Raw genomic sequence first — 13,877 nt, 5'->3', positions numbered from 1 at the left:
GGCGTCCGGCGTCCTAGCGTCGCGGCGTGGCAGAGGACGAGGAGACAGCGGTACGTCAGCGTCTGCGCCGGTTGACCGCCGCGACGGGCGACGCGGCGCCGCTTCCGTCGGGGGCCGACGCGTCGGCAACGGACGTGCCCGCCGACCCACAGCGGGGATGTCTTCCAGATGGCGATCAGCCCGGCGGTATGGCGCGGCTGCCCGGCCCCGGAGCGTTCGACCCGGGCAGGCGCGGAGTACGGGCGCTGGCCGCCGTGGCCCTCGTGGTGGTGCTGGCCGCGGCCGGTTGGGCCTGGCGGTCCCGACCACACGCGGAACCGGTCACCCCACCGGTGGGCGAGGCCCCCTCGGCCGTCGTGGCCGGGCAGGCCAGCGCCTCGGCGTCCGGCGAGCTGGTGGTGACGGTCGCGGGCAAGGTGCGCAAACCCGGGCTGGTGCGGGTTCCGGCCGGGGCCCGACTCGCCGACGCCCTCTCCGAGGCCGGTGGCCCGCTGCCCGGCGTCGACGTGGCGCTGCTCAATCCCGCTCGCAAGCTGGCCGACGGTGAGTTGATCGTCGTCGGGGTGACGCCCCCGCCGGCACCCGGACCCGCCGCCGGTCCGGCCCCCGCCGGTGCGCCGGCCCCCGGCGCGGCGCTGAACCTGAACACCGCGACACCTGCCCAGCTCGACGCGCTGCCCGGGGTGGGGCCGGTGCTGGCCCAGCGCATCCTCGCCTACCGGGACCAGCACGGCGGGTTCACGGCCGTCGGTGACCTGCGCCAGGTCGAGGGCATCGGCGACGCGCGCTATGAGCAGCTCAAGGACCTGGTGACAGTGTGAACGTCGCACCCGTCGTCGGCGACCCGCCGCCACCGGACCTCCGGCTCGCCGGGCTGGCCGTGGCCGCCTGGCTCACCGCGCTCGCCGGACTGCACCTCGGCCCCCGACCGCTGCTGCTGGTGGCCGGCGGAGCAGCCGTGTCGACCGCGCTGAGCACCCTGCACCTGCTCGGTCGGCTCGGTCGCCCAGGGGCTCTCGCCCGCCGTTTCGGCTGGATCGTCGTCGCGGTCGGTCTCGGCGTCCTCTGCGGCGCGGCGGCGACCTCGGCCCGGCTGGTCGTGCGGGACGCGCCGCCGGTCCGCGCCCTTGCCGAGAAGCGCGCCCCGGTCACCGCCGACCTCGTCGTGCGGGACGATCCGCGCCCCATCCGCTCCGCCGGGCGTCCCGGCATGCTGCTGGTGTCGGGCGAGCTGATCCGGCTGACCGGTCCCGACGGCCAGCCGCTCCGAGCGTCGGTACGGGTGCTGGTCCTCGCCACCGACCCCGGCTGGCGAGGGCTGTTGCCGGGGCAGCGGCTGACCGCCGACGGGCGGCTCGGCCTGCCGCGCGGCGGTGACCTCACCGCGGCGGTCCTCGCGACCACCGGTCCACCCCAGCGGCGCGGTACGCCGTCGTGGGCGCAGCGCGCCGCCGGCACCCTGCGCGCGGGTCTGCAACGGGCCTGCGCGCCGCTGCCCGACGACCCGGGTGGTCTGCTGCCGGGACTGGTGGTGGGGGACACCAGCCGCCTGCCGCCCGCCGTCGAGGAGGACTTCCGGGCGACCGGCATGACGCACCTCAATGCCGTCTCGGGCAGCAACGTCGCGATCGTGGTGGGTGCGGTGCTGCTGGTGGCGCGCTGGGCACGCGCCGGTCCGTGGCTCGCCGGGGTGCTCTGTGGGGTGGCGCTGGTGGGCTTCGTCATCCTGGTGCGTCCGTCACCGAGCGTCGTACGGGCCGCCACGATGGGGGCGATCGGGCTCGTCGCGCTGGCCGCCGGTCGACCCCGGGCCGCGCTGCCCGCGCTGGCCGCCGCCGTCACCGTGCTGGTGCTCGTCGACCCCGAGTTGGCGGGCGACGCCGGGTTCGCGCTGTCCGTCCTGGCCACCGCGGGTCTGCTGCTGCTCGCGCCGCGTTGGCGCGACGGGCTGCGCCGTCGGGGCGTACCGGCCGGGTTGGCCGAGGCGTTGGCGGTACCGGCGGCCGCCCAGGTGGCCTGCGGGCCGGTCGTCGCCGGAATCTCCGGCACGGTCAGCCTGGTGGCGGTGCCGGCCAACCTGCTGGCGGTGCCGGCCATCGCGCCGGCGACGGTGCTGGGGGTGACGGCCGCGCTGCTGTCGCCGGTCTGGCCGGCCGGGGCCGGGTTCGTCGCGTGGCTGGCGAGCTGGCCGGCCTGGTGGCTGGTCGTCATCGCCCGCCACGGCGCCCGCCTGCCGGCCGGCACCCTGGCGTGGCCGGGTGGGGCGGCCGGTGCCCTGCTGCTGGCCGGGCTGACCGTCGCGTTTCTGGTGGCCGCGCGCCGCCCGCTGGTGCGCCGGTTGGTGGCGGTGGTCGCGGTCGCCGTCCTGGTGGGCGCTCTCGGGGTCCGGTTGCTCGCCAGCGGCTGGCCGCCGCCCGGCTGGGTGGTGGTGGCCTGCGCCGTGGGGCAGGGGGACGCCCTCGTGCTGCGCGTCGCGCCCGGCCGGGCGGTGCTGGTCGACACCGGGCCGGAGCCGGGCGCGGTGGACGCGTGTCTGCGACGGCTCGGCATCCGGGAGGTGTCGCTGCTGGTAGTCAGCCACTTCCATCTCGACCACGTGGGCGGGGTGGCCGGGGTGTTCCGGGGGCGACGGGTGGCCGCCGTGCTGACCCCGCCGTCGACGGACCCGGCGAGCGGTCGGGCGGCCGTCCGCGCGGCGGCGACCGGCGGCCGGGCCACGATGCGGGACACCACCGCCGGGGCACGTCACCGGGTCGGCGGTGTCGAGCTGCTGGTGCTCGGACCGCCGTATCCGCTGGCCGGCACCCGCTCGGACCCGAACAACAACTCGCTGGTGCTGCGCGCCACGGTCGCCGGCGTCTCGGTCCTGCTGCCCGGCGACGCCGAGACCGAGGAGCAGCACGCCGTCCTGGTCCGGACGCCGCCCGGCCAGCTACGGGCGGACGTGCTGAAGGTCGCGCACCACGGCTCGGCGTACCAGGACGAGAGCTTCCTCGCCGCCGTGCGGCCGGCCGTGGCGCTGGTGCCGGTCGGCACGGGCAACACGTACGGGCATCCGAACCCGGCGCTCCTGTCCCGGTTGAGCCGGCACGGCGCCCGGGTCCTGCGGACCGACACCGACGGCGACGTGGCGGCGATCCGGACTGCCGACGGCCTGGCGGTGGCCCGTCGAGGGGTACCGCCGGGACGGCCACCGTGAGGGGGACCGCCGGTCGCGTGGAAATTGCGCGCACTCGACCCAGAATCCGGGCCATTTGCGGATTAGGTGGTGAACCGAGATAAATGTCTGGATTTGCGCTAAGTGCGGGCTGCGCCGACCGGGTGGCGATTGAGCAGGCCCGTACCCGCCGTGGGCCGTGCGAATATGGGCGACGTGACCCCCGCCAGCCTCGCCCCCATTGTGCTCGTCCTCGGCGACGAGGAGCTGCTCGCCACGCGCGCGGTCTCCGAAGCTGTCGAACGGGCCCGCGCCACCGACCCCGAGGTGGACGTCCGCGAGTACCAGGCGGGTGCGCTCACCGTCGGCGAGATAGCCGAGATGCTCAGCCCGTCGCTGTTCGGCGGCCGGCGGCTGCTCGTCCTGCGCTCCGGCCAGGACGCCCGCAAGGACCTGGTCGCCGCGCTGCTGGCGTACGCGAAGAATCCCGACCCGGAGGTGCAGCTCCTGGTGCTGCACCTGGGCGGCGCCAAGGGCAAGGCGTTCGCCGACGGGCTGCGGTCGGCCGGCGCGACGGTGGTTCCGGCGGCCAAGCTCAAGGGCCACCGCGACCGGGTCGCCTTCGTCCGCGACGAGATCCGCCGGGCCGGCGGCCGGTGCCCCGACGACGCCGCCGAGGCGCTGATCGCGGCGGTCGGCAACGACCTGCGCGAACTGGCCGCCGCCTGTTCCCAGCTCATGGCCGACACCGACGGGCGGATCAGCGCCGAGACGGTGTCCCGTTACTACCGGGGACGGGTCGAGGTGACCGGCTTCACCGTGGCGGACGCCACCATGGTCGGCGACGTGCCGGCCGCCCTGGAAGCGCTGCGCTGGGCCCTGCACGTCGGTGTCGACCCGGTGCCCATCGCCGACGCCCTGGCCGACGGGGTGCGGACGGTGGCCCGGGTGGCGTCGGCCGGACGGGGCAACGCGTACCAGCTCGCCAGCAGCCTCGGCATGCCGGCGTGGAAGATCGAACGGGCGCAGCGACAGGGGCGCGGCTGGACCCCGGAAGGACTGGTCCGCGCCATGCAGGTCGCCGCGGAGTGCAACGCGGCCGTCAAGGGCGGCTCGGACGACCGGGCGTACGCCCTGGAACGGGCGGTCTTCTCGGTGGCGGCGGCCCGGCAGGGCAGCAGTCGGTGACGGGGCCGAACCGTACGGCGTGGGCCACCGTGTCCGCCGACGAGGAGCGGTACCGGCCGCTCTACGCCCGGCTCCTCGGCCTGCGGTTCGTCAACCCCGGTGGGGTGCTCTGCTTCCTGTTCTTCGAGGGCGCCATCGCCCTGGCCGTGCTGCTCGCCCTCGCGGAGCTGGTCACCTGGTGGGCGGTGCTGGTGCTACCCGTGGTGGTGGCGGCGATGGTCAAGCTCAACGACATGGTGGCCGCGGTGGTGGTCCGTTCCGCCGCGCTCGTACCCGAACAGGAGCGGGACCGCTTCCGCCGGCAGATGGAGCCGGTGGTCGGCCGGGCCCGGGTCGAGTGGAGCGCCGTGACTCCGGTGGTGGTCCGACCCGACCCGGTGCGGCCCAGACGCCGCAGGGACCCGCTGGACTGACGGCCGCCGAAGCGCAGGCGCGCGCCGGTTCGTGGACACACGGAAGCCCCGGACCTCGGTCCGGGGCTTTCCGAATCAGTCTGACGACGAAGCGTCAGGCGGAGAGCGTCACCACGCGCTTCGCGATCGCCGACTTGCGGTTCGCGGCCTGGTTGGCGTGGATCACGCCCTTGCTGACGGCCTTGTCCAGCTTGCGCGAGGCATCCTGCATGAGAGCGGTGGCCTTCTCGACGTCACCGGCCTCGGCGGCCTCGTGGAACTTCCGGACGGCGGTCTTCAGCGACGACTTGACCGACTTGTTGCGCAGCCGGGCCTTCTCGTTCTGCCGGTTGCGCTTGATCTGGGACTTGATGTTCGCCACGCGACAGCCTCGTCTTGATAGCTCGGGTTGGTCAGCTTGCGCACGGCATGACGACATGAGTCATCGCCGCGCGAAAAGCCAGGTTACCAGGTCGCCCGGGGACAAGCCAAAACGGCTCCACCCGACCGCGCCTGCTCGACTCCCGCGCCCAGTGGGTGCGGGAGCCGTGATCCACCCGGCTTCCTGCGAACCAGGGTATCCGCCGGCCGCTGACCGCCCGATTTCCGGAAAGCCGGGGTGGACCACGGGACGGCCCGCGCGAGGACGCCGGCGCGGTCACCGCCAGCCCTGCCGGCGGGCGAGCCAGTCGAGGGCCTGTCTTCCGCTGGACCGCTGGTGCGTGGACCGGTGCGGTGAGGCCGTCACCGATGTCGCGTCCGCCCCGGTGAGGTAGTAGCCGGCCAACGCGGCGAGGGTGGCGTCCAGCGCGTCCGGGGGAGCGCCCGCGCTCGCCGGGTGCGCGGCGAAGATCCGATCGACGTCCAGGCCGCCGTCGGATGCGGTGAGCAGCAGCGTGACCAGGTCGAACCAGGCCGGTCCGGTGCAGGCCCAGGTCCAGTCGCAGATCCAGGCCCGGCCGTCCCGGCCGATGAGCACGTTGTCCACCCGCAGGTCGCCGTGGATCACGCCGGTCGCCCCGTCCGCGTACGCGGGGAGGCGGGACTCCAGCGCCACCAGCTCGGGGAGTCTGCCCCGGGCGGCGGCGGGCAGCGCGGGGAGCGGCTCCCGGCCCGCGGCGACCTCCTCCCACCAGAGGATGTCCGAGCGGGCCAGGTCGGCCAGGCGGGGGAGGCCGAGCGCGGTCAGGCCGGTCGGTGGATCGGCGAGCACGGCGGCGACCTCGGCGTACGCGGCGAGGGTGGCGTCCAGCTCGGCCCGCGCCCAGGGCAGGCGTGGGAGGTGGCCGTCGACCGCTTCGGCGCAGAGCACGAACCAGCCGGCCTCGTCCAGCGTCCACCGCAGGCGGGGCGCGGGCAGGTCGGTCGGCAGCCGGTCGAGGATCGCCGCCTCCCGGGCGTACCCCTGAACCAGGCCCGGCTGCACGGCGGCGGGTGCCGCCTTGACGAAAGCCCGACCGCCGTCGGCGGTGTGCAGCACGGCGGCGAAGCCCCGGGTGAAGCCGGCGGTGGCAACCTGGGCGGTGACCACCGGCGCGCCGAGCCGGTCGGCGATCGCGGCCCGCAGCGCCGCCGGCAGCTCCGGCCACGACGGGCGCGACGCGCTCGCGTGGTACGGCACTGGCGGTGGCGGGGAGGACACCCCACCATGCTCCCCCGGGGTACATGCGCGGCGCGCGGCGACACTGCCAGACTGCCAACCCATGAGGACCGAGGACTTCTGGCAGCTGATCGACCAGGCCCGCGCCGGGGGCGGGGGTGAGCCCGGGCCGGTCGCCGCGCGGGCCGTGGCGCTGCTCGCCGAGCGCGATCCGCAGGACATCGTCGGGTACGCCCAGCACCAGGCCAGAGTGCTGGCCGCCTCGCACAAGGCGGACCTGTGGGGCGCGGCGTACCTGATCAACGGTGGGGCGTCGGCGGAGGGTTTCGAGCACTTCCGGGGCTGGCTGATGACCCAGGGTCGGGCGGTGTTCGCCCGCGCGGTCGGCGACCCCGACTCGCTGGCCGAGCTGCCCCAGGTGCGGGCCGCGTCGCTCAGCGGGGAGGAGTTCTCCGCCGAGCAGATGCTGGCGGTGCCGTGGGACGCGTACCGCAGGGCCACCGCGTCGGAGCTGCCGACGGACCGCGAGCCGGTCCGGACGCCGAACCTCAACGACTTCTGGGACTTCGACGACGAGTCCGAGGCCCGCCGCCGGCTGCCCCGGCTGGCCGCGCTCTTCGTGGAGCCGCCGATGGAGTGAGGCGTCCCGGGGGCCGATCCGTCGCCCGCGCAGTGGGCGTACCCCGGCGGCGTGGGAACATGGAGGGGGTCGGCGGCGCGCCGGCCTGTTCACGTCAGCCGACTAGAACGGACCGCTGTGCCACCGAAGCTCGATCCCGGCGCGAACGCCCCTGGTGCCACCGACCCCGGTCGCATCCGGAACTTCGGCATCATCGCCCACATCGACCACGGGAAGTCGACCCTGGCCGACCGGATGTTGCAGCTCACCGGCGTGGTCGACCCCCGGCAGATGCGCGCGCAGTACCTGGACCGGATGGACATCGAGCGCGAACGCGGCATCACCATCAAGAGCCAGGCCGTGCGCATGCCGTGGACCATCCGCGAGGGCGAGCGGACCGGCGAGCAGGCCGTGCTCAACATGATCGACACCCCGGGGCACGTCGACTTCACGTACGAGGTGTCCCGGTCGCTGGCCGCCTGCGAGGGCGCCGTGCTGCTGGTCGACGCCGCCCAGGGCATCGAGGCGCAGACCCTGGCCAACCTCTACCTGGCCCTCGAGAACGACCTGCGCATCATCCCGGTGCTCAACAAGATCGACCTGCCGGCCGCCCAGCCGGAGAAGTACGCCGAGGAGCTGGCCCACCTCATCGGCGGTGACCCCGCCGACTGCATCCGAGTCTCCGGCAAGACCGGCGAGGGCGTACCGCACCTGCTCGACGAGATCGTCCGGCAGTTCGTCCCGCCGGTCGGCGAGGCCGAATCGCCCGCCCGGGCGATGATCTTCGATTCGGTGTACGACGTGTACCGCGGCGTCGTCACGTACGTCCGGGTCATCGACGGCCGGATCAGCGCCCGCGACCGGATCAAGATGATGTCCACCGGCGCCGTGCACGAGCTGCTCGAGATCGGCGTCATCTCACCCGAGATGGTCAAGGCCGAGGCGCTCGGGGTCGGCGAGGTCGGCTACCTGATCACCGGTGTGAAGGACGTCCGGCAGTCCCGGGTCGGTGACACGGTCACCATCAACGCCCGGCCGGCGGCCGAGCCGCTGGGTGGCTACAAGGACCCGAAGCCGATGGTCTACTCCGGCCTCTACCCGATCGACGGGTCCGACTACCCGAACCTGCGCGAGGCCCTGGACAAGCTCAAGCTCAACGACGCCGCCCTGGACTACGAGCCGGAGACCTCCGGCGCGCTCGGCTTCGGCTTCCGCTGCGGCTTCCTCGGCCTGCTCCACCTGGAGATCATCCGGGAGCGGTTGGAGCGCGAGTACAACCTCGACCTCATCTCCACCGCGCCCAACGTCGTCTACCGGGCGATCACGGACGACGGCGAGGAGATCGTCGTCACCAACCCGAGCGAGTACCCGACCGGCAAGATCGCCGAGGTGTACGAGCCGGTGGTGCGGGCCACCGTGCTGACGCCCAACGACTACGTGGGCGCGGTCATGGAGCTGTGCCAGGGCCGGCGCGGCAGCCTGCTCGGCATGGACTACCTCTCCGCCGACCGGGTGGAGCTGCGCTACACGCTGCCCCTCGCCGAGATCATCTACGACTTCTTCGACCAGTTGAAGAGTCGTACCAAGGGGTACGCCTCGCTGGACTACGAGCCCTCCGGCGAGCAGGCGTCCGACCTGGTGAAGGTGGACATCCTGCTGCACGGCGAGCCGGTGGACGCGTTCAGCGCCATCGTGCACAAGGACAAGGCGTACAACTACGGCGTCACCATCGCCGCGAAGCTCCGTACGCTCATCCCGCGCCAGCAGTTCGAGGTGCCCATCCAGGCGGCCATCGGCAGCCGGGTGATCGCCCGGGAGACCATCCGCGCCATCCGCAAGGACGTGCTCGCCAAGTGCTACGGCGGTGACATCAGCCGTAAGCGCAAGCTGCTGGAGAAGCAGAAGGAAGGCAAGAAGCGGATGAAGATGGTCGGCCGCGTCGAGGTGCCCCAGGAGGCCTTCATCGCCGCCCTCTCCTCCGACTCCGGCGACGCCAAACCCACCGGCAAGAAGTAGCCCCCCACCCCCCACCCCCCACCCCCTCCCACCCCCCACCCCTTCCTCGCGGTGATCAAGAGGTTCGCGTCATCCGAAGCCCGGATCCTGACGCGAACCTCTTGATCACCGGGGGCGGTCGGGGGGTGGGGCGGATTTTTTTTGGGGTTGAGGTCTGGGGTGGTCGCCCTGGGCAACATGTTGCCTGAGCTGTGTGGACGTGTTTCGGTGCCAACCGACGCAGCCGACCGACATCGACGCCGGCAACTTCTTGTGCGGGTGAGTCGGTTTGGATTTTTGGTGGGTCGGGAACTTAGCGGTCACGACAGGAAGCACACATTGTGTGTCAGACATTCTTAGAAGGAGGGCGACCGTGGAGCTCACCGTGTGGGGCATCATCACTGCCATCGTTGTTGGTCTCATCGTCGGGGCGCTCGGCCGCCTGGTTGTTCCGGGCCGCCAGAACATGCCGATCTGGCTGCACCTGCTGATCGGTGTCGGTGCGGCTCTGCTGGGCACGGTGCTGGCGCGGGCGATGGGTATCGCGACCGAGACCGCTGGTATCGACTGGACCGAGCTGCTGGTGCAGGTCGTGGTGGCGGCGATCGCGGTCGCGCTGGTGGCCGGTGTGGGTGGCCGCCGCCGCGTCACCCGGTAACACCGCACACCCGTAGTACCGCAACACTTTCGAGGGGCGCTCGGCCATCAGGCCGAGCGCCCCTCGCTGTCGTGCCCGGACAGGTCGCCCGCTCCGGAAGCGCCATGTCCGAGGCGGCCGCAGTGTCGCCCGCGCCCGAGGGCGAGTGCCGACCGCGTCCCGCGCCAACATCGTGCTCGATCCTGGATGTAGTGGTCTTCGTCAGCCCGGATGCCACTACTTCATGGATGGAGCACGATCTTGGGTGCGCTACAGGACGGGCCCACTGGAGCGTGGGGGGCAAGACGCCGTTCGAGCAGTACCGCGGAGTCACGCCGGCCACGGCGCCCGCGCCGATCTTGCACTTTCTGCTGCGACATCCCGGGCATCCCACCCCCTATCGACGACCGAAAGTGCAAGATCGCGGGGCGGGGCGCGGGAGGTCCTGGTGGTCCGTGCCTGTGTTCACCAAGTCGTGACCGTCTGGGCGATCAAGTCGGTTTGGATTTTTGGTGGGTCGGGAACTTAACGGTCACGACAGGAAGCACACATTGTGTGTCAGACATTCTTAGAAGGAGGGCGACCGTGGAGCTCACCGTGTGGGGCATCATCACTGCCATCGTTGTTGGTCTCATCGTCGGGGCGCTCGGCCGCCTGGTTGTTCCGGGCCGCCAGAACATGCCGATCTGGCTGCACCTGCTGATCGGTGTCGGCGCGGCTCTGCTGGGCACGGTGCTGGCGCGGGCGATGGGTATCGCGACCGAGACCGCTGGTATCGACTGGACCGAGCTGCTGGTGCAGGTCGTGGTGGCCGCTATCGCGGTCGCGCTGGTGGCTGGTGTGGGTGGCCGCCGCCGCGTCACCCGGTAACAACCTGGCATCACCGCACCACTCGAAAGAGCGCCCGGCCAAACGGCTGGGCGCTCTTTCGTGACGTCAATGCCCGGGTTCGGCCCGGTTCCACGAGCAGCGGCACCGTCCACCTGCGGTACGGTCGCCACGCTTCGGCCTGCCCGCCCACTGTCGTAAAGGATTTCTTCGTACTAAGGTGCGGCGGAGAAGGTTAGTGCCAGGCGACGCGAGGGGAGAAGTGGCGTGAACAGGTGGAAGCGGTTGGCCCCGGTCACTGCCGTGGTGGCCTCGGTCGCCATGGTGTTGGGCGGCTGTGGGGGCTCCGGCGAGGAAGCGACCGACGACAGCAAGCTCACGGTCTGGATGATGGGCGAGGGTGGCGACGCCCAGAACGCCTTCCTCGACGGCGTGGAGACCGAGTTCCGGCAGAAGCACCCCGACACCGATGTGGTGGTGCAGTACATCCCCTGGCTGGAGGCGCCGAAGAAGTTCCAGGCCGCGCTGGCCGGCGGTGAGGGCCCGGACATCACCGAACTGGGCAACACCGAGACCCAGGGCTGGGCCGCGCAGGAGGCGCTCGCCGACGTCAGCGGTCGGATGGGTGGCTGGGCGGACGGCAAGGACCTGCTGCCCGACCTGGTACGCAACGCGCAGCTCGACGGCAAGCAGTACGGCGTCCCCTGGTACGCGGGCGTGCGGGCCATCTACTACCGCACCGACTGGTTCGCCGAGGCGGGCGTGCAGCCGCCGAAGACGTGGGACGAGTTGGTGACCGTCGCCAAGGCGGTGCAGGCCAAGAAGAAGGGCACCTACGGCATCGCGCTGCCGGGCAACTCCGAGCTGCCCTTCTACTCGTTCCTCTGGGGCGCGGGCGCGGAGATCGCCACCAACCAGGGCGGTGCGTGGAAGTCCGGCTACTCGACGCCGGAGGCGCAGCGGGCCGTCAAGTACTGGACCGACCTGGTCACGGTCCACAAGGTCGCCCCACCGGCCGCCGCCGGCTGGAACGAGATCGACGCGCGGACGCAGTTCGCCACCGGCAAGGCCGCGATGGCGTTCGCCGGTAGCTGGCAGCAGGCCGCCATCAAGAAGGACAACCCCGAGATCGAGAAGGTCTGGGGTACGTTCCCGATCCCCGGCCCGGACGGCAAGGCCGCGCCCGGTTTCGCCGGTGGCTCCGACGTGGCGATCTGGAAGGACAGCGAGCGGCAGGACCTCGCCTGGGACTACCTGACCGTGCTGCTGAACAAGAAGAACGCGCAGAGCTTCGCGAGCAGCCTCGGGTTCTTCCCCGTCTACAAGGACCTGGTCGCCAGCGACACGTACGCCAACGACAAGGTGATGGCGGCGTTCGCCACCACCATGCAGAACACCAAGCTCACGCCGCTCACCCCGAAGTGGGTGGAGGTCAGCCGGACGAAGACGGTGACCCAGGCGATGAACAGCTCGGTCATGAAGGGTCAGAAGACGGTCGAGAAGGCTACCGCCGACGCGGCCGGTGAGATGGAAAGCATCCTCAACTCCAAGTGACCACGCTGACCGAGGTGCCGGAGACGTCCGCCGCGCGGGAGAACCCTGCGCGGCGGCGTCGCCGGGTCGACCGCCTGCCCTACCTGCTGCTCCTGCCCGCCCTCGTCATCATCGGGGTGCTGCTGCTCTGGCCGCTCGGCCAGGTGGTGGCGATGTCCTTCTACCGGCTCAACAGCGTCCGGCAGTTGCGGGGCGACCGGGAGTGGCCGTGGGTGGGGCTCGGTAACTACACCGACATTCTCACGGATCCGTTCTTCCTGACCGTCCTGCGCAACACCGTGCTGTTCGCCGCGGCGAACGTGTTGCTCACAATGGTGCTGGGCACCCTGGTCGGACTGCTGCTCAACCGGCTCGGTCGCAAGATGGCGACCTTCGTGGCCAGTTGCGTGATGCTCGCCTGGGCCACCCCCGCGCTGACCGGCACGATCGTCTGGAAGTGGATCTTCGACGACACGAGTGGCCTGGTCACCTGGCTGTTCAACGCTCTGCCGGACGGACTCTCGAACGCCCTGTTCGGTCGTAGCGACTGGACCGGTTACGGCTGGTTCAACTCGCCGCTGCTGTTCTTCGCGATCCTCACGCTGGTGGTCGTGTGGCACTCGTTCCCGTTCATCGCGGTGAGCGTGCTCGCCGGCCTCAAGAGTGTGCCGAGTGAGTTGCACGAGGCGGCCCGGGTGGACGGCGCGAGCCCGTGGCGGGTCTTCTGGAAGATCACCTTCCCGCTGCTGCGCCCGGTCTTCGGGATCCTGATCGTGCTCTCCACCATCTGGGACTTCAAGGTCTTCACCCAGCAGTTCGTGCTGGCCGGTGGCACCCAGGACCGGCCGACGTTCATGCTCTCGATCTACTCGTACGCCGAGGCCTTCTCGCCGCCGCCGAAGTACGGGCTCGGCGCGGCCATCGCGGTGATCCTCACGCTGATCCTGCTCGTGGTCACCGGCTTCTACGTACGGATGGTGCTCAAGCAGGAGGACGAGTCGTGAAGAAGGTCGCCCTCAACGCCGCCGGGCTGCTGGTCGCGCTCTTCGCGGCCTTCCCGGTCTACTGGATGATCTCGACGTCGCTGAAGCCCAGCAACGAGATCTTCTCGGCCACCCCGCAGCCGGTGCCGACCCATCCGACGCTGGCGCACTACCGGGAGATCCTCACCGGCAACCTGATCCCCGGGGTGACCTTCCTCGACTTCTTCGTGAACAGCGCGATCGTCGCGGTGTCCACGGTGGTGCTCAGTGGGCTCGTCGCCCTGCTCGCGGCGACGGCGGTGGCCCGGTTCCGCTTCAAGCTCCGGACCAGCTTCCTGATCATGCTGCTGATCGTGCAGATGATCCCGTTGGAGGCGCTGGTCATCCCGCTGTTCCTGATGATCCAGCGGCTCGGGCTCTACAACACCCTGCCCAGCCTGATCCTCACGTACCTCGGCTTCTCGCTGCCGTTCGCGGTGTGGATGCTGCGCGGTTTCGTCGCGGCCGTGCCCAAGGAACTGGAGGAGGCGGCGGCCATCGACGGCGCGAGCCGGGCCCAGACGTTCCGGCGGGTGCTGTTCCCGCTCGTCGCGCCCGGCCTGGTCGCGACCAGCATCTTCTCGTTCATCACGGCGTGGAATGAGCTGATCTTCGCGTTGACGTTCATCAACGACCAGGGGCGCTACACCCTGCCGGTGGCGATGACCTTCTTCTTCGGCCGTGACGACACCAACTGGGGGCCGGTGATGGCCGCCTCCACGCTGTTCACCCTGCCGGTCATCATCTTCTTCCTGCTGGTGCAGCGGAAGATGGTCTCCGGCCTGGTGGCCGGAGCGGTCAAGGGCTGAGCGCAGGGCCGGTCGAGGGCCGCGCCGCCGCCGGTCGTCGTCCGGACCCCGCCTCGGCTCGACCGCCCGGTGAATCGGCTCGACCGCCCGGTGAATC

The 13,877-nt window shown here is 71.4% G+C and carries 13 protein-coding genes; 11 read left to right on the top strand and 2 right to left on the bottom strand.

Annotation, left to right across the window (positions count from 1 at the left end; translation table 11 throughout):
• Nucleotides 1–26 precede the first annotated feature (26 nt).
• The 4 genes from ACQP03_RS27360 to ACQP03_RS27345 all read left to right on the top strand — a co-directional run bounded on the left by ACQP03_RS27360 (nucleotide 27) and on the right by ACQP03_RS27345 (nucleotide 4,758).
• Complete coding sequence (locus ACQP03_RS27360) at nucleotides 27–821, top strand: ComEA family DNA-binding protein (RefSeq protein WP_357398954.1); 795 nt, start codon at nucleotides 27–29, stop codon at nucleotides 819–821.
• Nucleotides 818–3,199 (top strand): ComEC/Rec2 family competence protein, encoded by a 2,382-nt coding sequence (locus tag ACQP03_RS27355; RefSeq protein ID WP_433458975.1) that lies wholly within the window; start codon nucleotides 818–820, stop codon nucleotides 3,197–3,199. The genes ACQP03_RS27360 and ACQP03_RS27355 overlap by 4 nt, the downstream gene beginning before the upstream one ends.
• A 165-nt stretch (nucleotides 3,200–3,364) precedes the next feature.
• Nucleotides 3,365–4,345: a DNA polymerase III subunit delta gene (holA, locus tag ACQP03_RS27350; RefSeq protein ID WP_357134527.1), complete on the top strand. Its 981-nt coding sequence runs from the start codon at nucleotides 3,365–3,367 to the stop codon at nucleotides 4,343–4,345.
• Nucleotides 4,342–4,758, top strand: a complete 417-nt coding sequence (locus ACQP03_RS27345) for a hypothetical protein (RefSeq protein WP_357134528.1) — start codon at nucleotides 4,342–4,344, stop codon at nucleotides 4,756–4,758. Before holA ends, ACQP03_RS27345 begins: the two co-directional genes overlap by 4 nt.
• Nucleotides 4,759–4,852: 94 nt before the next feature.
• On the opposite strand, the gene rpsT is transcribed toward ACQP03_RS27345, so the two are convergent.
• Nucleotides 4,853–5,119 (bottom strand): 30S ribosomal protein S20, encoded by a 267-nt coding sequence (rpsT, locus tag ACQP03_RS27340; RefSeq protein WP_355053192.1) that lies wholly within the window; start codon nucleotides 5,117–5,119, stop codon nucleotides 4,853–4,855.
• A 276-nt stretch (nucleotides 5,120–5,395) separates the two neighbouring features.
• Nucleotides 5,396–6,442, bottom strand: coding sequence for a phosphotransferase family protein (locus tag ACQP03_RS27335; protein WP_357134530.1), 1,047 nt, complete (start codon nucleotides 6,440–6,442; stop codon nucleotides 5,396–5,398).
• On the opposite strand from ACQP03_RS27335, the gene ACQP03_RS27330 reads away from it, so the two are divergent.
• The 7 genes from ACQP03_RS27330 to ACQP03_RS27300 all read left to right on the top strand — a co-directional run bounded on the left by ACQP03_RS27330 (nucleotide 6,441) and on the right by ACQP03_RS27300 (nucleotide 13,780).
• On the top strand, nucleotides 6,441–6,977 hold the full coding sequence (locus tag ACQP03_RS27330; protein WP_357134531.1) for a DUF4240 domain-containing protein: 537 nt from the start codon (nucleotides 6,441–6,443) through the stop codon (nucleotides 6,975–6,977). The two genes, ACQP03_RS27335 and ACQP03_RS27330, sit on opposite strands and share 2 nt — an antisense overlap.
• A 117-nt stretch (nucleotides 6,978–7,094) precedes the next feature.
• Nucleotides 7,095–8,972, top strand: coding sequence for a translation elongation factor 4 (gene lepA, locus ACQP03_RS27325; protein WP_357134533.1), 1,878 nt, complete (start codon nucleotides 7,095–7,097; stop codon nucleotides 8,970–8,972).
• Between the two features lie 352 nt (nucleotides 8,973–9,324).
• Entirely contained in the window at nucleotides 9,325–9,609 is a 285-nt protein-coding gene (locus ACQP03_RS27320; protein ID WP_053656080.1) for a GlsB/YeaQ/YmgE family stress response membrane protein, read from the top strand.
• 564 nt (nucleotides 9,610–10,173) lie between these two features.
• A complete protein-coding gene (locus ACQP03_RS27315; RefSeq protein WP_053656080.1) occupies nucleotides 10,174–10,458 on the top strand; it encodes a GlsB/YeaQ/YmgE family stress response membrane protein in 285 nt (94 codons plus the stop codon).
• Between the two features lie 225 nt (nucleotides 10,459–10,683).
• Complete coding sequence (locus ACQP03_RS27310) at nucleotides 10,684–11,970, top strand: sugar ABC transporter substrate-binding protein (RefSeq protein WP_355053196.1); 1,287 nt, start codon at nucleotides 10,684–10,686, stop codon at nucleotides 11,968–11,970.
• The gene (locus tag ACQP03_RS27305) at nucleotides 11,967–12,953 is read left to right on the top strand and encodes a carbohydrate ABC transporter permease (RefSeq protein WP_357133207.1); all 987 of its coding nucleotides are present in this window, start codon (nucleotides 11,967–11,969) and stop codon (nucleotides 12,951–12,953) included. The genes ACQP03_RS27310 and ACQP03_RS27305 overlap by 4 nt, the downstream gene beginning before the upstream one ends.
• Nucleotides 12,950–13,780 (top strand): carbohydrate ABC transporter permease, encoded by an 831-nt coding sequence (locus ACQP03_RS27300; protein WP_357133209.1) that lies wholly within the window; start codon nucleotides 12,950–12,952, stop codon nucleotides 13,778–13,780. Before ACQP03_RS27305 ends, ACQP03_RS27300 begins: the two co-directional genes overlap by 4 nt.
• Nucleotides 13,781–13,877 lie beyond the last annotated feature (97 nt).

This window comes from Micromonospora sp. CA-248212, from assembly GCF_050948405.1.
Classification (GTDB): Bacteria; Actinomycetota; Actinomycetes; order Mycobacteriales; family Micromonosporaceae; genus Micromonospora.
The sequence above is the reverse complement of the archived record's forward strand: the minus strand, read 5'-3'. Positions and strand labels throughout refer to the sequence as shown.